The following is a 21,681-nucleotide window of genomic DNA, read 5'->3' as shown; positions in this document are numbered from 1 at the left end:
CGGAAATTTACCCCTGCTCATGAGCGACGGTATCATTTGCTTAGACTTTGACCGCTACCGTTGAATTACGGAAATACTCCGCAACCCGATTGGCACTGATGTCCGTCGCAGAATTCCTCAGGCAGCGTGCAGTGGAAGTCACCGTGAGCGGCAGCTACTCGCTGCCGCGCTGGTACGATTGCGAGGGCAAGCTCCGCACCTTCGCCTGCCGGACCAAGCGCGTCTCGCCGTTCCGCATGATCGTGGACGTGCCGGTCGTCGGCAAGATCGGCGAGCGCGTGACCTCCTATTTCCAGGATTTCGGCGAATTCCAGTGCACGATCAGCGCGACGCTGAAGTCGGGCTTCCTGATGGAACTCGACATGACGCGGGCGCGGCGCGCCTGGATGTCGGAGAAGCTGACTTGGCTCGAGAAAAAGCAGAAGGACGCCAACGTCCAGGAACTGCGGAATGACGCCCGCTTCGTTCCGCAGGTCTCGCACACCTTCCTGACGCTCGCCGACGGCAGCATCCATCCCTGCTTCATCATCGACGTCTCCACGGCCGGCGTCGCCATATCCTGCGAATACGACCCGCCGGTCGGAACCGCGCTTGCGGTCGGCGCCTGCGTCGGGCGCGTCATCCGCAAATTCGACAACGGCTTTGCGGTCAAATTCGCCGTGAAGCAGCAGCGGGACGACCTCGTCCGCCTGATCGTGCGCTCGCCCCTGCAACAGTCGGCCTGAGCCGGCCCGGCTGCATCTTAACTCTTTCTTAACTAAATACTGGAGGTGGCAACCCCTGCGCGATAGGGTGTGACCCAGTCCGTCCGCAATCATTGCTAGCCTATTTGGAAGTCCCGAATGACTATCGCTGACGCTGAGTTCGTCCAGGCAGAGACCACTCCGAGCGCGCCCACAGCCGCCAAGCCGCAGCTTCCCCCCGGTGTCGTGACCGAGGGACCGCTCGTCAAAGCCAAGCTGCGCGAAAGCTATCTCCTCCTCGGCATCCTCTACGTCGGCGCGATCGCGGGCATCATCTGGGCCGTCACGCAGGGCATCGGCAAGGTGGAGCTGTTTACGTTTGCCTGGATGTTCGCGCTGACGACATTCGGCATCGGCGCCGGCATGCACCGCCTGTTCGTTCATCGCAGCTTCCGCACCGGCCCGATCATGCGCGTCTTCTTCTGCGCCATTGCCCAGATGGCGGTGCAGGGCTCGATCGCCAAATGGGTCGCCAACCACCGCCGCCATCACCTCTACGCCGACGACGTCGGCGACCCCCACAGCCCGCAATTCGACGGCTTCGGCAACCGCTATGTCAGCGCGTTCAAGGGCTTCCTGCACGCCCAGGGCAGCTGGGTGTTCGACCAGGCGACCACCGACAACGAATACTATGCCAAGGACATCCTGGCCGATCCGATCGCGATGTTCTTCGTGCGGACGCGCTGGGTCTGGTACGGGATGTCGGCCGTGTTCATCCCCGGCGTCATCGGCTACGTTTTCGGCGGCCTGCACGCCATGATCGGCTGCGTGCTGTTCTCCGGCCTGCTCCGCGCCTATCTCCTGATCCTCGTCAGCCAGCTCACCGGCTCGGTCTGTCACGCCTACGGCTATCGCCGCTTCGAGGTCGACGACGCCTCGACCAACGAGTTCGTGACCACGATCCTCACCTTCGGCGAGGGCCTGCACAACAACCATCACCGCTTCCCGCGGGACGCCTATCTCTCGCACGCCTGGTGGGAGATCGATCTCAACGGCCTGATCATCTTGGGCATGGAGAAGATCGGCCTCGTCCACGACGTCTTCCACGCCTCGCACCGCCAGCTTGAGCTGGCATCCGAAGCGGAAGCGCAGGCAGCCACGACGACGCGCTGACCGGCAGGCGGCGGCCGTCCTCCGGCCGTCTTGCCTCCGCATCGCTGCCCTATCGCGGCCCCATTGCGGGATCAGCTTTTGAGGGTCTGTGCCTCGCGCCGGACCTCATTTGCAGACTTGCGATCGGGGGACCGAATGGCAGTCGACAAGATCACAGTCGATAAGATCAGAGTCGATAAGATCACCTGGGACAGGGTCGGCCGGGTTACCGAGCCCGGACGCTACATCTACACGTTCGGCTGGCTCACCATCACCGCCGGCGATCTCGAGATCTGGAAACGATACCCGCAGGCCGCGTTCACGCTGCTCGCGCAGCACGCCGAGCCGGACGACGCGTCCACCGGCGAGGAATTTCACCTCGGCGCCTTCGACATCGCCCCCGAGGCGCCGCTGCCGTTCACGACGCACTGAAGGCTGCAAGCGGCCCCGACCGCCCTGCCGCGACGCGCCGATTCGAGCCCCCGCAGGCAGCGTCTGGTGGAAGGCGCGGCTGCACTGGACGCAGTCCATTGCGGGAACGCATGGCATGCACGTTGCTTAACAATCGCCATGATGCATGTCGCCGCCGTCGATCAAGCCTTCCTGCTGCTGCTGGTCGTGTTCTGCCTGGGCTCGTGCCTCGTGCGCGTCTTCTGGGAGCTGGAGCAGGTGCGGGCGCGCCGTACCGCCACATCGCCCCGCCGGCGCACAAGGAAGCATGACTAGGCCATCGACCCGGCCGCGCGTTGTCCCCGCGGACGCAACGCCACCTGCCGGACCCGCCGTCGGAGACGTGCATCGTGAATCGAAGAAACCTGGGCATTTCCTTGATTTGACTTACCAATCGCAGCTCGATCCCGGACGTGCGATTGCAACCACCCATGACCGACACACCCGACAGGCAATTGATGGTACTTGCATTCGATCCCTGCGGTGGTGCGGATGAACGGGAGCTATCACGCGCGTTAAGCGAGGCGACAGCAAGCGCATGACACATGGTCGCAGCGGTAAATGTAGATAAGCGGATCAAGGGAACCTATTTTCGGCGCCAATGTATCTGATTGAAGCATTACCCACCGTTATCGGAACTGCTGCCATCGCCCCGGCGCTGCTGATGCTGTGGCTTGTCATTGCCGCCGAAGAGCGCCCGGGACCACCGGCCCAGGTCTGGACCGCGTTCCTGCTCGGCGCGGCCAGCATCTCCCTGTTGGGCCTCGCCCGCGCCCCCTTCGCCAAGATGGTCGCAGCCCCCGACAATCCCTGGGCGGCGCTCGCCATGCATTCGATCTTCGGCGTCGCGCTGCCCGAGGAAGCCGTCAAGGTGGTCGCCATCGTGCTGGTCTCCTCGACCAAGCGGCGGACCTTCGCCAATCCGATGGACACCGTGGTCTATGGTGCCGCCGTCGGCCTCGGCTTCGCCGCCTACGAGAACCTCGCCTATCTCGTCCAGCACGCCGAGATGTGGCGCTCGCTGGCCGCCTTGCGCAGCGTCTTGACCGTGCCGTTCCACGGCGCGCTCGGCATCATCGCCGGCGCTTACCTGACGATCGCGCGTGCCGGTACGGCGCTGGGTGCGAACCGGCACCATCGCGACTGGGCTCGTCTCTCCAGCCGCCTGCTGATCTTCGCCGGCCCGCTCGCGCTGCATTCGGCCTTCGACTTCCCACTGCTGACCCTCCAGCGCATGCCGGATCTGGACCCGACGCTGCGGATGTGGCTGGGCGCCGCGAGCCTCCTGATCGGCTTCAGCTCGATCGCCTTCGCCATCCGCCTGGTGCGGCGCGTCGCGCGCCACCACGCGCCGCGGACCGATGTCGCGCGGGAGCGGCTCAGCCAGCTGCGCCGGATGTGGGCGCTGCTGCTCGCCGGCGGCGGCGTCGGCTTTCTCGGCCTCGCCTTCGTGCTGACCTCGATCCATCACTGGCTGATCAACCCCGAGCGCAATCTGACGCTGGCTCTGATCCCGATCGGCTTCGTCTCGATCCTGCTCGGGCTTGCGCTCCTGATCGTCACGATCGCGATCTACATTCTCGGCCGCAACCGCGTTCGCACCAGCGGCGAAGGTTTTTCGTCAGCGCACGGCGGCGGCTGAACCGCGGGATGGCAAGCGCGGCGTGCGCATACTAGATTGAGCACGCATCTCTCGATCTGGAGCCTGCCGATGCCATCGCCTGAGGATCTTTCACGGCTGCAATCCGCGATGAGCCGGACGGTGAAGGCGCATTGGAAGGCCTTCCTGTTCGAGGGCATCCTGCTCGCCGTCCTCGGCGTCGCCGCACTGATCCTGCCGCCGCTCGCAAGCCTTGCCATCGCGATCTTCCTCGGCTGGATGTTCTTGATCAGCGGCATTGGCGGGCTGATCGTGACCTACTGGGCGCGCAGCACGCCGGGCTTCTGGTGGTCGCTGATCTCGGCCGCGCTGGCCGTGCTTGCCGGCATGCTGCTGCTGGCGCGGCCAATGCAGGCGGTGCTGACGTTGACCATCGTGCTCGGCGCCTATTTCCTCGCCGAGGGCGTCGCCACCATCATGTACGCACTCGAGCACCGCCGCGAGCTCAGCGGCCGCTGGTCGTGGCTCCTGATCTCGGGCCTCGTCGACATCGCGATCTCGTTCATGGTGATCACGGGGCTGCCGAGCTCCGCGGAATGGGCGATCGGCGTGCTCGTCGGTATCAACCTGCTGTTCGGCGGCGCCACCCTGATCGGCATGGCGCTGGCGGCACGCGACAGCAACACCTGAGACGCCTCGTCGCGCCTGTGCCGTTTTGGGGGGTGACAACCCGCCAATGGCACGCTATATGGCCTCCCATGATCACCGTTGCCACCAGCTATTTTTGGTACTTTAGCTACGACAGCTCGCTGGCGGCAGGAGGATCGCGCTCAATCTGAAATATTGAAGCAAACGTCCGAACAGCCGCCAGACCTGGCGGCTTTTTTATTGGCCGGCAGGTTCAAACAAACAGGAGCCCGCCGTGCTGAGCACGACCGACGATCTTCGTATCCGCGAACTGAAAGAGCTGAGCACGCCGGATGAGGTGATGCGGGAGGTCCCGCGCACGCTCACCGCAACGCGTGTGGTGATGGCGGCGCGCAACGCCATCCACGCCATCCTCACCGGCCAGGACGACCGTCTGCTGGTCGTGGTCGGCCCCTGCTCGGTACATGATCCCAAGGCCGCGCTCGACTATGCCGAGCGCCTCGCGAGCTTGCGCGAAGATCTCGCCGACCAGCTCGAGATCGTGATGCGGGTCTATTTCGAGAAGCCGCGCACAACCGTCGGCTGGAAGGGCCTGATCAACGACCCCGATCTCGACGGCAGCTTCGACATCAACAAGGGCTTGCGGCTGGCGCGCAACGTGCTGTCGGCGGTTAACAATCTCGGCCTTCCGGCCGGCGCCGAATTCCTGGACATGACGACACCGCAATACATCGCCGACCTCGTGTCCTGGGCCGCGATCGGCGCGCGCACGACCGAGAGCCAGATCCATCGCGAGCTGGCCTCCGGGCTGTCCTGCCCGGTCGGCTTCAAGAACGGCACCGACGGCAACGTGCGGATCGCGGCGGACGCGGTGAAGTCGGCCGCGCATCCGCATCATTTCATGGCGGTGACCAAGCTCGGCCGCTCGGCGATCGCCTCGACCGCGGGCAACGAGGACTGCCACATCATCCTGCGCGGCGGCAGCACGCCGAACTACGACGCGGCAAGCGTCGCGGCGGCCTGCAACGAGCTGGCGAAATCCGGCGTCGCGCCGCTGGTGATGGTGGATGCGAGCCATGCCAACTCGAGCAAGAAGCCGGAAAACCAGCCGCTGGTCATGGCCGACATTGCCGGCCAGATCTCCGGCGGCGAGAACCGCATCATGGGTGTGATGATCGAGAGCAATCTCGTCGCCGGCCGCCAGGACGTGGTTCCGGGCAAGCCGCTCACCTACGGCCAGAGCATCACCGACGGCTGTATCGACTGGGCGACCACGGCAACCGTGCTCGAGCAGCTCGCCGATGCGGTCGAAATCCGGCGCAACGCGCAGCGCGCGGGGCTGCACGAGCGCTCGGCGTAAGGCCAAAGCAAACGCGGGCGGGGCGAGCTGTCGCGCCCTGCCCGCACCGACGCGGCCTAGCAGCCGCGGCAGATGCTCTTGATCTTCTTGTCGAGCGCCTGGTTTTCCTTGCTGAGGGGATCGTTCGGATCGCTCAAATTCTTCTCGTTCGGCACGTCGCCGGCGCGCGGCTGCCGATGACCGACGGGTGCAGGCGGCAAATTGCCCGCCGACGGTCCCGACGTGGTGGTGGTCGATCCCTTGCTGCCGGTCTGCGCGACTGCCGCGCCGCCGAGCAAGACCACGAGCGACACGGCCACGATGATCCTCTTCATTTCCGTTCCTCCATGCTCAAACCGGCGTCCACTCCGTCACCACTCACGTCTCGGGCGGATAGAGATGAACGTCACCGCAATAGTCCACGATACGATAGCGCGTTTCCGTCGCCGCTTCACGTGCATCGGGTGCGGTATTTTGTGCCGCCAACACATAGTTCGGCCCCACCGGCGACTTGCCGGCGCCCCCGGGAATATCGATGACGTATTCAGGCTGACACAGTCCTGACACCCGTCCGCGCAGCTGCCGCATCAGCTCCTGCCCCTCCGCCAGCGTGGTGCGCAGATGCGCGGTGCCCGGTGCGAGATCGCCGTGATGCAGATAGTACGGCTTGATCCGGCATTCGACGAAAGCTCGCATCAAATCCGACAAGGCCGTGACGCTGTCATTGACGCCGCGCAAAAGCACCGACTGGCTGACCATGGGGACGCCGGCATCGACGAGCCGCGCGCAGGCGGCGCGCGCGGCCTCCGTCAGCTCGCGTGCATGGTTGGCATGCAGCGCAACCCAGGTGGTCGCGCCCGTAACCTTCAGCGCTGCGACCATCTCGTCGCTGACGCGCGCGGGGTCGGCGACGGGCACGCGGGTGTGAAGGCGGATGATCTTGACGTGATCGATGCCGGCGAGATCGGCCATGATCTCGCCCATGCGACGCGGCGACAGCATCAGGGGATCGCCGCCGGTCAGGATCACCTCCCAGATCTCGTCGTGCGCGCGGATGTAATCAATGGCAGCACGATAAGCGCTGTCCGAGAGCGTGTTGTCCTTGCCGGGTCCGACCATCTCGCGGCGGAAGCAGAAGCGGCAATAGACCGCGCAGACGTGAACGAGCTTGAACAGCACGCGATCGGGATAGCGATGCACGATGCCGGGCACCGGCGAATGCGGGTGATCCCCGATCGGATCGACGCTCTCGCCCGGCTGCATCTCGAGCTCCGCGGCGGTCGGCACGAATTGGCGGGCGATGGGATCGTCGGGATCGGATGTGTCGATCAGCTCGACCAGCGCCGGCGTGATCGCGACCGCATAGCGCGCGGCAACGCGCTCCAGTGCCGGCAGGGCCGCGGCAGGCGCGAGGTGCTCGGCTACGAGCTCGGCCGGCTCACGCAAGGTGCGTGCAAGATTGGTCTTCGTCATGTCTCACTTGGCGTTTCATTTGCAGGGGGCGTCCACACCACCTGATCAATCCGTGTTGCGCCGCTGGCCAGCATCACCAGCCGGTCGAAGCCGAGCGCGACGCCGCTCGCCTCCGGCATTGCGGCGACCGCGGCCAGAAAGTCCTCGTCCAGCGGATAGGCCTCGCCGTAGCGACGCTGCTTCTCCGCCATCGATTCCGTGAAGCGCCGGCGCTGCTCTTCGGCGTCGGTCAGTTCGCCAAAACCGTTAGCGAGTTCGACGCCGCAGGCATAGACCTCGAACCGTTCGGCGACCCTGGGATCGCCGGCCTTCACGCGCGCCAATGCCGCCTCTGGAGATGGGTATTCGAACAGAATGGTCAAACGCCCCTGCCCCAGATGCGGCTCGACATGCTCGACCAGAACCTTGCTGAAAATGTCGGACCAGGTGTCGTCCCCGGCCACCCGGACCTTGCCGGCGGCCATTTGGGCGAGCGCGGCACGGTTACCCTCGTCGCCCGAGATTGTCGACAGCAGGTCGATGCCGGCGAACCGTTGGAAGGCGCCTGCGACCGTCAGGAGCTCCGGCTCGGCGAAGGGGTCGGCGGTCCGGCCGCGGAAGGAGAAGGTCCCGATCCCGGTCGCCTGCGCCGCGCGGGCGATGACCACGACGGTGTCGGCCATGATAGCGTCATAGGGCGCACCGGCCCGGTACCATTCCAGCATGGTGAATTCGGGCAGATGCAGGTCGCCGCGCTCGCGGTCACGGAACACCCGGGCAAACTCGAAGATTCGGGGCTCGCCGGCCGCCAGCAGCTTCTTGCAGGCAAATTCCGGGGAGGTCCGCAAATAGCGGCTGGCCCGGCTGCCGTCGGGCCGCACGATCTCGGTTCGGGGGGCGTGCAGATGGGTCTCATTGCCCGGGGAGACCTGAAGAACGGAGGTTTCGACTTCCATGAAGCCCTGCTCGGCGAAAAAGCCCCGTAAAGCCCCGGTGACGGCTCCCCTCGCCTGGAGGAACGGCCGCCGGTCGAGGTGCCGCTCAGGCGACCAGAACGGCGAAATCGGCTTGTCCCCAGCCATTAACCGACCACCCCAACCATCAGCAAAGTGCTGGCATCCAACGGCAAAATCAGTATGTTGCGGCCCGAAACGGGCGCCGAGGTCTGATTTGAGGCCCCAAGTCCCCCATCAATTTGACCACGTCCTGGCCGGAGCCGGGCCAAGCAAGCAGGAAATACAGCTTTGAGAGTCATCGCCAGTTCTATTCGCAAGGGCAACGTGATCGAGCAAGACGGCAAGCTCTATGTCGTCGTGAGCGCCGAGAACATCCATCCCGGCAAGGGCACCCCGGTCAGCCAGATCGAAATGCGCCGAATCTCGGACGGGGTAAAGATCTCCGAGCGCTACAAGACCACCGACCAGGTCGAAAAGGCCACGATCGAAGAGCGCAACTTCACCTACCTCTATGAAGATGGTGACGGCTACCACTTCATGAACCCCGAGAGCTACGATCAGGTCCAGGTCTCCAAGGACGTGGTCGGCGACGCGGCCGCCTATCTTCAGCCAGACATGACCGTCAAGCTGTCGACCCACGACGTCAACGTGGTCTCGCTCGCGTTGCCGCAGCGCGTGACGCTGGAAGTGGTCGAGACCGAGCCGGTGACCAAGGGCCAGACCGCCTCCTCCTCCTACAAGCCCGCGATTCTCTCCAACGGCGTGCGCACCACCGTGCCGCCGCACATCGCGGTCGGCACCCGTATCGTGGTGATGACCGAAGACGGCTCCTACTCCGAGCGCGCCAAGGACTAAGCCAGGGATCGAGGATCGGAACAGGTACCGCCGGGGGGCGAGACAGTGGGTAGGAAGAGGCTCCGCTTCGTCTCGCGTGTTCTGGCGTCGCTTTCGCTCCTCGTTGCCGCTCCGCTGGCTGCGGATGAGTTCCGCAGCCCCTCGCTCACGGCCCTGCGCGTCGATTGGCGCGCAGCGCTCGACCAGCTCCGCACCGAGATCAACAGCCACCCCCGGGCCGCGGACGATTTCATCTTCGTGCCCCGCCGTTCCGTGCCGCGCTACGATCCGCGCGCGATGCCGGCGCTCGTGCAGCTCAACGCAATCTCCTCGCAATTCTTCACCGGCATTGCCCGCAGCTCCGTGCCCGTGCTGTTGCCGTTCGACGCCGGCGCCTATCGCGAGGCCCAGCGCAACGGCGCGCCGTCAAGCCTGTCGCTGTCGCGCTACCAGGCTGATTTCAACCCCGTCGACGTGTTCGACGCCGGCCCCGCCGGATACAGCGCCAGCTTCTCGCTCGAACCCGGCGCCGGTGACGGCATGCCGACGCGAGTCTTCGCAAGACCGGTCGAGGTGCAGATCACGGGCTCTGCGCTGCTCTATGACGTCGCCGACCCCGCCGGCGGCAAGGGCGAGCCGGTCAAGCCGCTTGCTGCCCTCTATCCGGACCTGCGCAGGTTCATCCGGGAAGGCTATGTGCGCTACGCCTTCACCCGCTTCGGCGTCGCCTATGTCGTCTCCATCCAGTGCCTGGACAGCGTCGCAAAACCGCGGCGGCTCGCCTGCAAGGAGGCCTATCCGGTTGCCGAACGTTTCCTGAAGGCGCTGCGCGTCGCCGGCGGCCAGCGCATGCGGCCGCTGATGGACGTTGCCTCCGACATCATCGATCGTCCCTCGGGGCGTTCGGCCGATTTCAGCTACCGGCCGAGCGGCGACATCATCCCGAACAGCGGCTACCACAACAAGAGCGGCCATCCGGACGTGATGGCCTATGCGCAGATCCGCTTCCCGCTGGAGAAGGCGCCCGCTTTCGTGCGCTCGCAGTCCTACGGCAAGCGCGACAAGAGCGACGGTCCGACTGCCTATCCGTGGCGCGACAATTTCTGCGAGTCCCGCAGCTTCGAAGTCTGGCAATGCGGCGGCGGTTACGGCCACCAGGGCGAGGACATCCGCGCCGCCGAGTGCCCGCCGCCAGGCGAGGGCCGCGCCCCCTGCGATCCCAAGCAGCGCGCCGTCGTCGCCGTGCGCGACGCCATCGTGATCCGCGCTTCCAAGGACCAGGCCGCGACGCTCGAGATCAACAGCCGCACCGAGCATATGCGCTTCCGCTACATGCACATGAACCCGCAGGCGATGAACGCCGACGGTTTGCTCAACGGCCGCATCGTGACCGAGGGCGAGAAGATCGGCGTGGTCTCGAACTATCTCGATCATCCCGCCGGCACGTCGATGCACCTGCATTTCGACGTCCAGGTGTTCACCCGCGACGGCTGGATCTGGGTCAGCCCCTACGTCACGCTGGTCTCCGCCTATGAACGCCTGATCCGCGCCCGCGGCCGCGAAGTCGGCCCGGAGATCGCGGGCACTCCGCAGCCCGTCGCACATGCGCTGCCCGAGGATGTGATCAAGCCGGACCCGCGCGAGGGCTCGAGCAGCGAGGATAATTGAGGCAGCTCGCGCCTCACCGCGCGGCGCGCCTCGACGACGATCCTATGACGCCCCCTTTCGGCGCACGAGGCTTGTCTGGATCGAAGTCCGGACCTCCGCGAACGGCCTGGCCTTCTCTGGCCCCAGAATTGCTTGGCTTCCGGCAAGCAAACTGTGGAAAGGAAAGCACATGCGTTGTCTCACCGCGGCGGTCATTGCGGCCGTCGCATTCGCCGTGCCGGCTCATGCGCAGGAATTGACCGGTACGCTGAAGAAGATCAAGGACACCGGCGCGATCACGCTCGGGGTGCGCGACAGTGCCGTGCCTTTCAGCTATATCGACGAGAAGCAGAAGACCGTCGGCTACGCCATCGACATCTGCATGAAGATCGTCGAGGAGATCAAGGCCGAGCTGAAGCTGGACAAGCTCGCGGTCAACGAAAACCTCGTGACGTCGTCCAACCGTATTCCGCTGATGGCGAACGGCACCATCGACCTCGAATGCGGCTCGACCACCAACAACGCCGACCGCCAGAAGCAGGTGTGGTTCACCAACACGCATTTCCTCACGGCGAGCCGCTTCGTGTCGAAGAAGGCTTCGAAGCTCGACCAGGTCGACGACCTCAAGGGCAAGGCCGTCGTCTCGGTCGCGGGCACCACCAACATCACCCAGCTCAACAAGGCCAACGCCGCCCGCTCGCTCGGCATCACCGTCATGAATGCAAAGGACGTCCCCGAGGCATTCCTGATGGTCGAGACCGACCGGGCCGAGGCCTTCGTCATGGACGACATCCAGCTTGCGGCCATGATCGCTTCATCGAAGGACCCGTCGCTTTACGCGATCAGCTCCGGCGCCTTTTCCGATCCCGAGCCCTACGGCATCATGCTGCGCAAGGACGATACGGCGTTCAAGGCGGTGGTCGATCGCGCGACTGCAAGACTCTACAAGAGCCCGGAGATCGAGAAGATCTACAACAAATGGTTCATGGAGCCGGTGCCGCCGCGCGGCCTGAACTTCCACGTGCAGATGCCGGTGTCGATGAAGAAGTCGTTCGAGCACCCGTCCGACAATCCCGATCCGGCGTCGTACGGGGGCTGATTAGATCGCAGAGCACCCCAATTGCGTAGCCCGGATGAGCGAAGCGACATCCGGGATTCTCACGACGACTGTCCCCGGGTGTCGCTTCGCTCACCCGGGCTACGATCGCTACGAACTAATCCAGAAACGTCGTCAGCTGCGCGCCCTCGTCGGCCACGAACACCGCGATCAGTTCCGCCGGCTCCGTGGCGCTGGCATTCGCCGACACCAGATGCGTCGCGCCGGGCGGCTCGAAGAAGGACTGGCCGACACCAAACGTCTCGACCGGGCCGCCACCGAGCTGGGAGCGGATCTCGCCCTTGGTGACGTAGGCGGTCACCGAGCCCGCGTGGCGATGCGGCCGCGTAAATCCGCCGGGGCCGTAGAAGACGCGCACGATGGTCACGCGCTTGCCCGGCACGTTCGGCAACGCGTAGGAGCCGATCGGCTCGACCTTGTCGAGCGGCGAACTCTCGGCAGCGTTGGCGCAGAGCGGCGCCAACGCGCCTGACGCGACCTCCATCGTCAGCGGCAGCGCCTTGCCGATCGCGAGTGCGCAGGCGAGCCCGCCGACAACGGCCAGCGCCATTGACCGCGACGGCACCGGGCGTTGCGTGGTGGCCAAACTCATTGCTGTCATGACAACCTCCCCTTGTTCCCTTATGGCAATCAGGATGCCGCGGCATTCGTCGCGACCGGCCGCTTCGCCGGCGTCCAGCGATAGGCCGCACCAAACCGGTTCCAGACGTTGATCGAGGCGACCGCCGAGGTCAGGTACATCAGCTCGGTCTCGGAGAATTCGCGCTGCACCTCGGCATAGACCTCATCGCCGAAGCCGTTCGGCAGCAGCGTCAGTGCTTCGGTCCAGGCCAATGCCGCACGCTCGCGCGCCGAGTAGATCGGTGCCTCGCGCCAGACCGCGACCAGATGGAGTTTGTCCATCGGCACGCCGAGCCGCTCCGAGAGCAGAATGTGATGCTGGACACAGAAGGCGCAGCCGTTGATCTGCGAGGCGCGCAACTTGACCAGCTCGAGCAACTGCTTGTCCAGCCCGGCCTTGGCCGCAAGCTGTCCGAGCGCCAGCACCAGATCATAGGCATCGGGCGCGATCCGCTTGAAATCCTCGTATTCGCTGCGGGCGTGTGACATTGCCGTGCACCTCGTGTTATTGTAAGAGTGCTTATACTGTATAAGAGCTCTTATATGACGCGCAAGGCCGTTGACCTCACAAGATCGCAAGGCCCGCGGAAGGCCCCCGCCGCTTCCGACGGCGGTGCCGTTCGCGTGCCTGCCCCAGGGGAAGGCAAACGCGGCGAGGAAGGCTATCTTGGCTACCTGCTGCGCCAGGCCCACGCCGCGGTCCGCCTGACGATGGAACGGACGCTCGCCGATCTCGGCGTGACCTCGCCGCAATTTGCCGTACTGACGATGCTCAACGCCTATCCGGGCCTGTCGGGCGCCGACGTCGCCCGCCTCACCTTCCTCACGCCGCAGACGGTGGGCGTCATCATTCGCAACCTCGAACGCGACGGCGCGATTGCGATGACGCCCCATCCCGTCCATGGCCGCATCCAGCAATGGACGCTGACGCCGCGCGGCGCGACGCTGTTGAAGGCGTGCCGGGAGCGGGTGATCGCGCTGGAGAAGCGCCTCGCACGGAATCTGGATAGCAAGGCGGAAACCTCGGTCCGGCGCTGGCTCGCCGGAATCGCGGCCGATTTGCAGGACGACTAGACCGCGCCGGGACTAGCCCTAGTCGCCGCAGCCTCCGTCGCCGCCATCGGCATCCGAGAAGTCGCTGACGGCGCCATCGCCCTGAATGCCGCGGCCAAAGTTTTCCGCAATGATCATCAGGATCACCACGAACAGCCCTGCGCCGAACGGCCAGGGATTGGCACGGATGATGTCGAACAGCTCCCGCATACGGGCATTTTGCAGGACAAGAGCGAACCGACCGTAAAGCGGCTGAGCAAAAAATCGGGGAATGGCGCTTTCGTGTGCTTGGCCCCACCCGCCCCTCAACACTTTCTTAACTTCACCATCGGGCAGTGCGGCAGGTTGCCTGTTCCCTACGTTCCAGGGACCGGCTCACAGGCGCCATGTTTCCCGCTAGACTGCGCCCATGAAACAAGCTGATTCCTCGGCCAATCACACGCGCCGCACCTTGCTGAAATCCACGCTCGGCACGGCAGCCTTGCTGGCATTGCCGACACGGACCCTCGCCGCGCCGCCGGGCTTCGACGAGTGGCGCGAGTCTTTTCGCGCACGCGCGATGGCGAAGGGCATTTCGGCGGCGACCTGGCAGCGCGCGATGGCGCGGGTCGAGCCTGACATGAGCGTGTTCAAGCAGATGCGCAACCAGCCCGAATTCCACGAGCAGGTCTGGCAATACATCAACCGCCGCGTCTCCGACTGGCGCATCATCAACGGCAAGATCGCGCTGAAGAACAACGAGGCCCTACTCGCGCGCATCGAGCGCGACTTCGGCGTCGAGCGCGGCACGCTGCTGGCGCTGTGGGGCGTCGAGTCCGCCTATGGCGATCCGCTGGTGCAGCAGAACCACATGACGCCGGTGTTTCCCTCGCTCGCCGCGCTCGCCTGGAACGAGCCGCGCCGCAAGGCCTATTGGGAGACCGAGCTGATCAACGCGCTGCGCATCGTCGACAAGGGCTGGAGCACGCCGGAGGAGATGAAGGGCTCCTGGGCCGGCGCGATGGGGCATTCGCAATGGATGCCGGAAGTCTGGCTCAATGTCGGCATCGACTATGACGGCGACGGCAAGGTCTCGCCATTCGGCAAGCCCGACGACGCGCTGGGCTCGACGGCAAAGTACCTCGTCAATCGCGGCAAGTGGCACCGCGGCGAGCATTGGGGCTACGAGGTGCGGGCATCAGGCGACATGAGCGGCAGCCGCACCTATGCGGCATGGCAGGCGGCCGGCGTCGCCCGCGCCGACGGCCAGCCGTTTCCGCAAGCCTCCGCGACCGCGCAGATGTGGACGCCGGTCGCGGGCGGACCGACCTTTTTGCTCGGGCCGAATTTCTACTCGGTGAAGAGCTACAACCCCTCGATGAACTATGCGCTGGCGATCTGCCATCTCGGCGACCGCTGCCTGGGGGCGCCGCCCTTCATCCAGCCCTTCCCCGGTTCCGAACGCGCGCTGACGCTCGCCGAGGTGCAGGAGATGCAGACACGGCTGACCAAGGCCGGGTTCGACACCGGCGGCACCGACGGCCGCGTCGGCAACGACACCATGAAGGCGATCAAGGATTTCCAGCAGCGCGCGGGGATCACGCCGGCGGACGGCTATGGCGGGCTGAAGGTGCTGGCGAGGCTGCGGCAGGGGTCATAGGAGCCCGTCATTCCGGGGCGTGCGAAGCGCGAACCCGGAATCCATCGTGCAGCAAGCGACGCAGAAAAATGGATTCCGGGCTCGCGCCAAGTGGCGCGCCCCGGAATGACACTGTGGGTGACGCGCCCCCTGCCTCAGTGCCTGTACTGCGGCTCCTCAGCATCAAGCTGCCTACGGATCGCGGCCAGATGCAATCGCGCGGATTCGGAATCGCCCTCGCGCATCTGCTTGTAGGTCTCGGCCGCAATCGCGGGATCGACGGCCAGCACCTTGCGCCCCGTCGACATCGCCAGCACCTGCACCTCGGCGGCGCGTTCGAGATAATAGAGATCGTCCCAGGCTTCCGCGATGGTCGGCGCCAGCACCATCACGCCGTGATGCTTCATGAAGACGATGTCGGCATCGCCGACGGCGGACGCGATCCGCGCACCTTCGCGGTTATCGAGCGCAAGGCCGTTATAGTCGCGGTCGACCGCGGTGCGGCCGTAGAATTTCAGCGCGGTCTGCCCGGCCCAGATCAGGGGATCGCCCTCGGTCATCGACAGCGCCGTGGCGTAGGGCATGTGGGTATGGAAGGCGACCTTGGCGCGCGGCAGGCGCTTGTGCATCTCGGCGTGGATGTAGAACGCCGTCGCCTCGGGCACGCCCTCGCCGTCGAGCACGTTGCCGTGGAAGTCGCAGATCAGCAGCTTTGACGCGGTCAGCTCGCGGAAGGCATAGCCGTAGGGGTTGACCAGGAACAGATCATCATGGCCCGGCACGACGGCCGAGAAATGGTTGCAGATGCCCTCCTCAAAGCCGTTGCGCGCGGCCATGCGGAAGCAGGCGGCGAGGTCCTCGCGCGCGGTGCGGATCGCGTCGGTGGCAAGGTCTGGCCGGTTCGAGCGGAATGGCGCTGGCGTGGATGACGAAGAGTGAAGGCTGTGCGCCATGGCGAAGGAAACCCCTGTCGGTCGGAAGCTCCCCGCCTTCTACAGGGCCGGCGCCTGCGCGTCAGCCCCCGCGGGCGCCACCCTGCCCTTCGCAGCCCGCGCGGCGGCCTATTGCCGCCGCGGGACGCCGCCGGCGTTCATGCCGCCGTCGATCACGAGCTCGCTGCCGGTGACGTAGCGCGAGGCATCCGATGCCAGATACAAGACGCCGCTGGCAATCTCCGCAGCCTGTCCGGCGCGGCCGAGCGGCGTGACGACCCGGGCTCGTTCCTCCGGATCGATCGGCGCATTGCCCTGGTTGCCGGTCGCCCCCGTCGGGATCTTGCCCCAGATCGGCGTGTCGATGATGCCGGGATGAACGGAGTTGACGCGAATGCCGTCGCCCACAGCCGCGCACTCCATCGCGATCGATTTCGCAAACAGCCGCACGCCGCCCTTGGTGGCCGAATAGGCCGACAGCCCCGGCGAGCCGCGCAGGCCCGCCAGCGAGGACATCATGACGATCGAGCCGCCGCCGGTCTTGCGCATCAAGGGCAGGCAATGCTTGACCGAGAGAAACACGCCGTCGAGATTGATCGCGTTCTGCTTGCGCCAGTCACCGAGCGTCATGTCGACGATCGAGGGCACGGCAATGCCGATGCCGGCGTTGGCGACGAGCACGTCGAGCCGGCCGTAGCGCTTCGCGATCTCGGCGACGATCTCGATCCAACGCTCCTCGCTGGTGACGTCCTGCTCCAGGAAGATCGCCTTGCCGTCGGCCTTGGTGATGCGCTTGGCGAGCTCGGGCCCGCGCAGCTCGTCGATGTCGGTTGCAATGACGGTAGCGCCCTCGCGCGCAAACAGCTCGACAATCGCCTCGCCGATGCCGGAGGCGCCGCCCGTCACCAGCGCGACCTTGCCCTCAACCTGCCCTGCCATTGTTCACTCCCTTTTTTGTTCTTTGCGTCCGCAATCTTGTACGCCTGATCTCGTCGGATCTTGCGTTATCTAATCACGGACGGCCCCTGGTCCGGTAGCGCGACGTCGATGACGCGGAACTGCACGCGCTCGGCGCCCTGATAGCGGTCGACCGACAACGATCCCGCGACGTGCAGTTGCTGACCGCGATTGGCGACCAGCGCATTGCCGAGCTTTTGTCCGACCGAACGGAACGCGATGCCGTTGACGATGGCGCCGTCGCCCGACTTGAAGCGTAGACGCAGATGCGCCTGGCCGACCTCATCGGCATAGACGAGCTGGTGCGCCGGCAGCGCCAGCACCGCTTCCGGATTGCCGCTGCCAAAGGGCCCTGCGCGGTTGAGCGTGGTCGCAAGCTCCGTCGTCACCGCGCGCGCGGAGACCGCACCGTCGATATAGAGCTCGTTGACGTGGCGCGCCTCGGCGACGTCGCGCGCCAGCGCATTTTCGAGATAGGCGCGGAATTCGGCGAGATTCTCCTTGCGCAGCGTCACGCCCGCGGCCATCGCGTGGCCGCCGCCTTTGAGCAGGATGCCGTCGGTGACCGCCTGCCGCACCGCCTTGCCGATGTCGACGCCGGCGATCGAGCGGCCCGAGCCGGTGCCGATGCCGCCGGGCTCGAGTGCGATGGCAAAGGCCGGCCGCGAAAACTTCTCCTTCAGGCGGGAGGCGACAAGGCCGACCACGCCGGGGTGCCAGCCTTCGGACGCCGTGACGATGACGCCGAGCTTGTCCTCCAGCCCGATTGAGGCCAGCGCCTCGGCCTCGGCCTGTGCTTCGGCGGCCTGCTCGATGACGCGACGTTCGGTGTTGAGGCGATCGAGCTCGGCGGCGATCCGCGCGGCTTCGACGCTGTCGCCTTCGAGCAAGAGCCGCACGCCGAGATCGGCGCGGCCGATGCGGCCGCCGGCATTGACGCGCGGCCCCAGCATGAAGCCGAGATGCCAGGCCTCCGGCGGGCCGTTGAGCCGCGCCACGTCCATTAGCGCGGTGTGGCCGACATGGTCGCGCCGCCGCATCGCGATCAGCCCCTTGGCGACGAAGGCGCGGTTGAGTCCGATCAGCGGCGCCACATCGGCGACCGTGCCGAGTGCGACGTGATGCAGCATGCCGAGCAGATCTGGCTCGGGCATTTCCGCATTCCAGAAGCCGCGTTGGCGCAATTCGCGATTGACCGCGACCAGCGTCACCAGCACGAGGCCGACCGCGGCGAGATGGCCAAGGCCCGAGAGATCGTCGAGCCGGTTCGGATTGACCAGTGCGTCGACCACCGGCAACTCCGTGCCGGCCTGATGATGATCGATCACGACGACGGACATGCCGAGGCGCTTGGCCTCGGCCAACGGCTCGATGCTGGTGGTGCCGCAATCGACGGTGACGAGCAGCGTCGCGCCCTTCGCCGCCAGCCCCCGAACGGCTTCGACGTTCGGGCCGTAGCCCTCGAAAATGCGGTCGGGGATGTGGATCAGCGGATCAAGCCCGCAATGGCGCAGGTGCCAGGCCAGCAGCGCCGCCGAGGTCGCGCCGTCGACGTCGTAGTCGCCGAAGATCGCGACCTTCTCGCCCTTCTGTGCCGCATCCGCGATCCGCTTGGAGGCGGCCTCCATCTCCGTCACCGTGAAGGGGTCCGGCAGCAGCTTTCGGATGGTCGGGTCGAGGAAGTCGGGGACAGCGTCGATATCGACCCCGCGCCCCGCCAGCACCCGCGCCAGCAGTTCCGGCAACTGGTGCCGCTGCACGATGGCGAGCGCCTGGGCCGCCCCACGCGCATCCAGCCGGTCGCGCCAGAGCTTGTCGGTGAGCGAGCGCGTCACCCCCAGGAACGCCTGGGGCGCTTCGACGGGCAAGGCGGTGGCGGGCGGCGTCATGACAAGCGGCTGTCTGTTGGGAACTCGAGGTTCGGGCGATCACGCTAGGCGCGCGGTCACTGGCTTAAGGGGATTGGCCGGGAAACGCCGGCAATTTGCAACGGCCGGGCCGCACAAAGCGGTGGATGGCCGGCCGACAGGCCGGAGTGACTATCATTTGGGCATTCCGTCGAACAGCAAATTAAGCAGGCGTTAGGCGGAATCCTCGAAAAAGAATCGTATTCGATCTGTAAGCGATTGTTCCGGGTTCATTGCAGATCAGGCCTCATTGCCAAGGGAACTCCCCGATGTCTGCTGCGCTGGGTCTGAAAGCCAAGCCGATTGCCGCCGAACCCGTTGACGACGATTCCGACATTTCCGCGCTGATCAACCGCCTCACCGCGGAGGTCAACCAGATCGCGGTCGACAAGACCAAGGCGATCCAGCAGATCACCAACCAGATGAAGATGCTGGCGCTGAACGCGCTGATCGAGAGTTCGCGCGCCGGTGCGCAGGGCGCGGGCTTCGCGGTGGTTGCGCAGGAGGTGCGCGGCGTCGGCCAGCAGGTCGAGACCATCGCGCGCGAGCTCGAGACCCAGCTGACGAAACGCACCGGCGATCTCGTCGCCTCGATCGACCGCATGAGCCAGCGCTCGCGCGGCGAGCGCATGGTCGACCTGTCGCTCAATGCAGTCGAACTGATCGACCGCAACCTCTATGAACGCACCTGCGACGTGCGCTGGTGGGCGACCGACTCCGCCGTGGTGGATTGCGCGGCCTCGCCTGCTCCGGCCGCGGTCACCTATGCCTCGCAGCGCCTCGGCGTCATCCTCGGCGCCTACACCGTCTATCTCGACCTCTGGCTCTGCGACCTCGACGGCAACGTCGTCGCTAACGGCCGCGCCGACCGCTTTCGCGTCGTCGGCCAGAACGTCGCCCACACCAAATGGTTTCGCGAGGCCCGGACCTTGCGCTCCGGCGACGACTATGTCGCCGGCGACGTCGAGAACCAGCCGCTGCTCGGCAACGCGCAGGTTGCGACCTATTGCGCCAGCGTCCGCGCCGGCGGCCAGGCCAACGGCGCGCCGATCGGCGTGCTCGCCATCCATTTCGACTGGGAGCCGCAGGCCCGCGCCATCGTCCAGGGCGTGCGCGTCGGCGACGGCGACAAGGCCCGCGTGCTGCTGGTCGACTCCAATTTCCGCGTCATCGCGTCCTCCGACGGCCAGGGCATTTTGAGCGAGCGCATCTCGCTGTCGCTGAACGGCCAGCGCTCCGGCTTCTATCAGGACCGCTCCGGCACGATGGTCGCCTTCCATGCGACGCCGGGCTACGAGACCTATCGAGGGCTCGGCTGGTACGGCGTGATCATCTGCGGGGCCTGAGGCGAGAGCCGGTCGCCCTGCAAAATCGGACCGGGTCCACCCGCCCGATCAAAAACCGCGAAAACAACCCCATGCACAGTAGCCGGAGGGTTGTTTTCGTTCGTGTTTTGCGTGCGTCAGAGTGCTTTGACACGTCGGGCAAAACAGTGGCATTATGCGACTATTCCGAAATCCAAAAACGCACGGGTTACCCTGGACCGGCCAGCGCCGTGTGAGCGCCCCTCACCTCGCGCCCTCCACAAAGGCGACCGGTGTGCCTTTCGCGACGTGACCTGCGACGCGTTCCGCGTCCCAATTGGTGAGACGCACGCAGCCGTGAGATTCCGCTTTGGAAATCTTGTCCGGCGAAGGCGTGCCGTGAATGCCGTAGCCTTCGGCGGATAAGTTGATCCACACCGTTCCAACCGGATTGTTCGGACCTGGCTTGATGGTAAAGGGCTTGCGTGAACGGACGCCCTTGAAGTGATAGGCGGGATTGTAGCGATAGAGCGGATTCTTGTTGACTTCGGTGACCTTGAGCGTGCCTGAGGGCGACGGCTTGTCCTCGCTTCCCACAGTCGCCGGATAGAAACCGATCAGCGCATTCGTCTTGTCGAACAGCTTTACGGTTTGCCTGACCTTGTCGACTTCGACCCTGTCTGCCTTGGCAGGCGCACCCTCGGCCGCGCTCGCGGTGTCGACGACGGCGATGGTCTCGCCAGCCCGGTCGAAACGGCGCCCGGGATTGAGCGCCGCCAGGAGCTGCTCGCTCATGTGAAATTTCTCGGCCAGGGCTTCGCGCGGACTGGTGAAGCCGAGCTTCGGGATGTCCTTCATGTCCTCCATCCTCGGCGGCAGCTTCTTCAGGAAAGGACCCGACACGTCCTGCTCCGTGATGGTATAGCTCAGCGTGACCGACCGGTCGTCCGCCCGCAGCGCCTTCCAGACCTCCTCCGTCAGAGCGTCCGAACCCGGCAACTGCCGGGCTTCCGCATAGGCGCGCAGCGCCTTCTTCGCGTTCTCGCCGAACCTGCCGTCGATCTCGCCGGGCGAGAAATGCGCCCTGTCCAGGAGCACTTGCAACCGCACGCCCGCCGGGGTCGGCTTCTCGTTCGTGAGAGTTTTCTTCGATGGCTCGGCGGAATTGATGGCGTCCGCGCTGATCTCGGCCGCGAAGGCGGGTGCCGCCGCCAGAACAAGGATCAGAACGATGCAGAATACCCCCGGGCGCGGTCGACCGACCGGGCGCTCATCATCGTCCTTCAACCCGCGATCGCCCATGTGCCAGCTCCGGGATGGAGACATTCACCGAATTGGCAACTCGGCACGACCGCCGAAGTTTCTAGTTTTTCCCGGGGACGACTGGCGCAGCCGACGAGCTAGTGCCCGT

The 21,681-nt window shown here is 65.6% G+C and carries 23 protein-coding genes; 13 read left to right on the top strand and 10 right to left on the bottom strand.

Annotated features, from left to right (window positions below):
• Positions 1 to 98 precede the first annotated feature (98 nt).
• From XI08_RS31445 to XI08_RS31415, 7 genes are all read left to right on the top strand, one after another.
• Positions 99 to 725, top strand: a complete 627-nt coding sequence (locus tag XI08_RS31445) for a pilus assembly protein PilZ (RefSeq protein ID WP_027542667.1) — start codon at positions 99 to 101, stop codon at positions 723 to 725.
• Between the two features lie 117 nt (positions 726 to 842).
• Positions 843 to 1,856, top strand: coding sequence for an acyl-CoA desaturase (locus XI08_RS31440; protein ID WP_271577358.1), 1,014 nt, complete (start codon positions 843 to 845; stop codon positions 1,854 to 1,856).
• Positions 1,857 to 2,006: 150 nt separating this feature from the next.
• Entirely contained in the window at positions 2,007 to 2,267 is a 261-nt protein-coding gene (locus XI08_RS31435) for a hypothetical protein (protein WP_442869879.1), read from the top strand.
• Positions 2,268 to 2,405: 138 nt separating this feature from the next.
• Positions 2,406 to 2,561 (top strand): hypothetical protein, encoded by a 156-nt coding sequence (locus tag XI08_RS31430; RefSeq protein ID WP_167770608.1) that lies wholly within the window; start codon positions 2,406 to 2,408, stop codon positions 2,559 to 2,561.
• A 325-nt stretch (positions 2,562 to 2,886) separates the two neighbouring features.
• Positions 2,887 to 3,927 (top strand): PrsW family glutamic-type intramembrane protease, encoded by a 1,041-nt coding sequence (locus tag XI08_RS31425; RefSeq protein WP_027542664.1) that lies wholly within the window; start codon positions 2,887 to 2,889, stop codon positions 3,925 to 3,927.
• A 69-nt stretch (positions 3,928 to 3,996) separates the two neighbouring features.
• Positions 3,997 to 4,575 carry an HdeD family acid-resistance protein gene (locus tag XI08_RS31420; RefSeq protein ID WP_271577434.1) on the top strand — a complete coding sequence of 193 codons (579 nt, stop codon included), beginning with the start codon at positions 3,997 to 3,999 and terminating at the stop codon, positions 4,573 to 4,575.
• Positions 4,576 to 4,807: 232 nt separating this feature from the next.
• On the top strand, positions 4,808 to 5,893 hold the full coding sequence (locus tag XI08_RS31415) for a 3-deoxy-7-phosphoheptulonate synthase (RefSeq protein WP_271577356.1): 1,086 nt from the start codon (positions 4,808 to 4,810) through the stop codon (positions 5,891 to 5,893).
• Between the two features lie 56 nt (positions 5,894 to 5,949).
• On the opposite strand, the gene XI08_RS31410 is transcribed toward XI08_RS31415, so the two are convergent.
• The 3 genes from XI08_RS31410 to epmA are packed head-to-tail and all read right to left on the bottom strand — an operon-like array spanning position 5,950 to position 8,406.
• Positions 5,950 to 6,207 (bottom strand): hypothetical protein, encoded by a 258-nt coding sequence (locus XI08_RS31410; protein ID WP_027542661.1) that lies wholly within the window; start codon positions 6,205 to 6,207, stop codon positions 5,950 to 5,952.
• Positions 6,208 to 6,250: 43 nt separating this feature from the next.
• Positions 6,251 to 7,345 carry a lysine-2,3-aminomutase-like protein gene (locus XI08_RS31405; protein WP_271577355.1) on the bottom strand — a complete coding sequence of 365 codons (1,095 nt, stop codon included), beginning with the start codon at positions 7,343 to 7,345 and terminating at the stop codon, positions 6,251 to 6,253.
• A complete protein-coding gene (gene epmA, locus XI08_RS31400) occupies positions 7,342 to 8,406 on the bottom strand; it encodes an EF-P lysine aminoacylase EpmA (RefSeq protein ID WP_271577354.1) in 1,065 nt (354 codons plus the stop codon). Before epmA ends, XI08_RS31405 begins: the two co-directional genes overlap by 4 nt.
• Before the next feature lie 162 nt (positions 8,407 to 8,568).
• Here epmA and efp point away from each other — a divergent pair, with 162 nt between their 5' ends.
• The 3 genes from efp to XI08_RS31385 all read left to right on the top strand — a co-directional run bounded on the left by efp (position 8,569) and on the right by XI08_RS31385 (position 11,860).
• Positions 8,569 to 9,135, top strand: coding sequence for an elongation factor P (gene efp / locus XI08_RS31395; protein ID WP_271577353.1), 567 nt, complete (start codon positions 8,569 to 8,571; stop codon positions 9,133 to 9,135).
• A gap of 45 nt (positions 9,136 to 9,180) precedes the next feature.
• A complete protein-coding gene (locus tag XI08_RS31390) occupies positions 9,181 to 10,782 on the top strand; it encodes a M23 family peptidase (RefSeq protein ID WP_271577352.1) in 1,602 nt (533 codons plus the stop codon).
• Between the two features lie 169 nt (positions 10,783 to 10,951).
• Positions 10,952 to 11,860 (top strand): amino acid ABC transporter substrate-binding protein, encoded by a 909-nt coding sequence (locus XI08_RS31385; RefSeq protein ID WP_271577351.1) that lies wholly within the window; start codon positions 10,952 to 10,954, stop codon positions 11,858 to 11,860.
• 115 nt (positions 11,861 to 11,975) lie between these two features.
• On the opposite strand, the gene XI08_RS31380 is transcribed toward XI08_RS31385, so the two are convergent.
• Positions 11,976 to 12,479, bottom strand: a complete 504-nt coding sequence (locus XI08_RS31380; RefSeq protein WP_271577350.1) for a cupin domain-containing protein — start codon at positions 12,477 to 12,479, stop codon at positions 11,976 to 11,978.
• 29 nt (positions 12,480 to 12,508) lie between these two features.
• Positions 12,509 to 12,988: a carboxymuconolactone decarboxylase family protein gene (locus XI08_RS31375; protein WP_027542656.1), complete on the bottom strand. Its 480-nt coding sequence runs from the start codon at positions 12,986 to 12,988 to the stop codon at positions 12,509 to 12,511.
• Between the two features lie 54 nt (positions 12,989 to 13,042).
• Here XI08_RS31375 and XI08_RS31370 point away from each other — a divergent pair, with 54 nt between their 5' ends.
• Positions 13,043 to 13,573 (top strand): MarR family winged helix-turn-helix transcriptional regulator, encoded by a 531-nt coding sequence (locus XI08_RS31370; RefSeq protein ID WP_271577349.1) that lies wholly within the window; start codon positions 13,043 to 13,045, stop codon positions 13,571 to 13,573.
• Between the two features lie 18 nt (positions 13,574 to 13,591).
• Here the strand turns inward: XI08_RS31370 and XI08_RS31365 are convergent, their stop codons facing one another.
• A complete protein-coding gene (locus tag XI08_RS31365) occupies positions 13,592 to 13,762 on the bottom strand; it encodes a hypothetical protein (RefSeq protein WP_271577348.1) in 171 nt (56 codons plus the stop codon).
• A gap of 199 nt (positions 13,763 to 13,961) precedes the next feature.
• On the opposite strand from XI08_RS31365, the gene XI08_RS31360 reads away from it, so the two are divergent.
• Positions 13,962 to 15,191, top strand: coding sequence for a lytic murein transglycosylase (locus XI08_RS31360; RefSeq protein ID WP_271577347.1), 1,230 nt, complete (start codon positions 13,962 to 13,964; stop codon positions 15,189 to 15,191).
• Between the two features lie 134 nt (positions 15,192 to 15,325).
• Here XI08_RS31360 and XI08_RS31355 read toward each other — a convergent pair whose 3' ends face one another.
• From XI08_RS31355 to recJ, 3 genes are all read right to left on the bottom strand, one after another.
• Positions 15,326 to 16,123, bottom strand: coding sequence for an aldolase (locus tag XI08_RS31355; RefSeq protein WP_038967118.1), 798 nt, complete (start codon positions 16,121 to 16,123; stop codon positions 15,326 to 15,328).
• Positions 16,124 to 16,231: 108 nt separating this feature from the next.
• Complete coding sequence (locus XI08_RS31350; protein WP_271577346.1) at positions 16,232 to 17,041, bottom strand: SDR family NAD(P)-dependent oxidoreductase; 810 nt, start codon at positions 17,039 to 17,041, stop codon at positions 16,232 to 16,234.
• 65 nt (positions 17,042 to 17,106) lie between these two features.
• Positions 17,107 to 18,948, bottom strand: a complete 1,842-nt coding sequence (gene recJ / locus XI08_RS31345) for a single-stranded-DNA-specific exonuclease RecJ (protein WP_271577345.1) — start codon at positions 18,946 to 18,948, stop codon at positions 17,107 to 17,109.
• 287 nt (positions 18,949 to 19,235) lie between these two features.
• Here recJ and XI08_RS31340 point away from each other — a divergent pair, with 287 nt between their 5' ends.
• Positions 19,236 to 20,312 carry a methyl-accepting chemotaxis protein gene (locus XI08_RS31340; RefSeq protein ID WP_271577344.1) on the top strand — a complete coding sequence of 359 codons (1,077 nt, stop codon included), beginning with the start codon at positions 19,236 to 19,238 and terminating at the stop codon, positions 20,310 to 20,312.
• A gap of 222 nt (positions 20,313 to 20,534) precedes the next feature.
• Here the strand turns inward: XI08_RS31340 and XI08_RS31335 are convergent, their stop codons facing one another.
• A complete protein-coding gene (locus tag XI08_RS31335) occupies positions 20,535 to 21,572 on the bottom strand; it encodes a L,D-transpeptidase family protein (protein ID WP_271577343.1) in 1,038 nt (345 codons plus the stop codon).
• Between the last annotated feature and the right edge of the window lie 109 nt (positions 21,573 to 21,681).

This window comes from Bradyrhizobium sp. CCBAU 11361, from assembly GCF_028128935.1.
In the GTDB taxonomy this organism is placed as follows: domain Bacteria; phylum Pseudomonadota; class Alphaproteobacteria; order Rhizobiales; family Xanthobacteraceae; genus Bradyrhizobium; species Bradyrhizobium niftali.
This window is presented reverse-complemented; position numbering and strand designations above follow the sequence as displayed.

Coding starts and splice junctions, on each gene's coding strand:
- XI08_RS31405 (WP_271577355.1), bottom strand. CDS start 7,345: ATGACGAAGACCAATCTTGCACGCACCTTGCGTGAGCCGGCCGAGCTC.
- XI08_RS31335 (WP_271577343.1), bottom strand. CDS start 21,572: ATGGGCGATCGCGGGTTGAAGGACGATGATGAGCGCCCGGTCGGTCGA.
- XI08_RS31340 (WP_271577344.1), top strand. CDS start 19,236: ATGTCTGCTGCGCTGGGTCTGAAAGCCAAGCCGATTGCCGCCGAACCC.
- XI08_RS31350 (WP_271577346.1), bottom strand. CDS start 17,041: ATGGCAGGGCAGGTTGAGGGCAAGGTCGCGCTGGTGACGGGCGGCGCC.
- XI08_RS31425 (WP_027542664.1), top strand. CDS start 2,887: ATGTATCTGATTGAAGCATTACCCACCGTTATCGGAACTGCTGCCATC.
- XI08_RS31370 (WP_271577349.1), top strand. CDS start 13,043: ATGACGCGCAAGGCCGTTGACCTCACAAGATCGCAAGGCCCGCGGAAG.
- XI08_RS31445 (WP_027542667.1), top strand. CDS start 99: ATGTCCGTCGCAGAATTCCTCAGGCAGCGTGCAGTGGAAGTCACCGTG.
- XI08_RS31365 (WP_271577348.1), bottom strand. CDS start 13,762: ATGCGGGAGCTGTTCGACATCATCCGTGCCAATCCCTGGCCGTTCGGC.
- epmA (WP_271577354.1), bottom strand. CDS start 8,406: ATGGCTGGGGACAAGCCGATTTCGCCGTTCTGGTCGCCTGAGCGGCAC.
- XI08_RS31355 (WP_038967118.1), bottom strand. CDS start 16,123: ATGGCGCACAGCCTTCACTCTTCGTCATCCACGCCAGCGCCATTCCGC.
- XI08_RS31385 (WP_271577351.1), top strand. CDS start 10,952: ATGCGTTGTCTCACCGCGGCGGTCATTGCGGCCGTCGCATTCGCCGTG.
- XI08_RS31380 (WP_271577350.1), bottom strand. CDS start 12,479: ATGACAGCAATGAGTTTGGCCACCACGCAACGCCCGGTGCCGTCGCGG.
- XI08_RS31420 (WP_271577434.1), top strand. CDS start 3,997: ATGCCATCGCCTGAGGATCTTTCACGGCTGCAATCCGCGATGAGCCGG.
- XI08_RS31360 (WP_271577347.1), top strand. CDS start 13,962: ATGAAACAAGCTGATTCCTCGGCCAATCACACGCGCCGCACCTTGCTG.
- XI08_RS31440 (WP_271577358.1), top strand. CDS start 843: ATGACTATCGCTGACGCTGAGTTCGTCCAGGCAGAGACCACTCCGAGC.
- recJ (WP_271577345.1), bottom strand. CDS start 18,948: ATGACGCCGCCCGCCACCGCCTTGCCCGTCGAAGCGCCCCAGGCGTTC.
- XI08_RS31430 (WP_167770608.1), top strand. CDS start 2,406: ATGATGCATGTCGCCGCCGTCGATCAAGCCTTCCTGCTGCTGCTGGTC.
- XI08_RS31375 (WP_027542656.1), bottom strand. CDS start 12,988: ATGTCACACGCCCGCAGCGAATACGAGGATTTCAAGCGGATCGCGCCC.
- XI08_RS31410 (WP_027542661.1), bottom strand. CDS start 6,207: ATGAAGAGGATCATCGTGGCCGTGTCGCTCGTGGTCTTGCTCGGCGGC.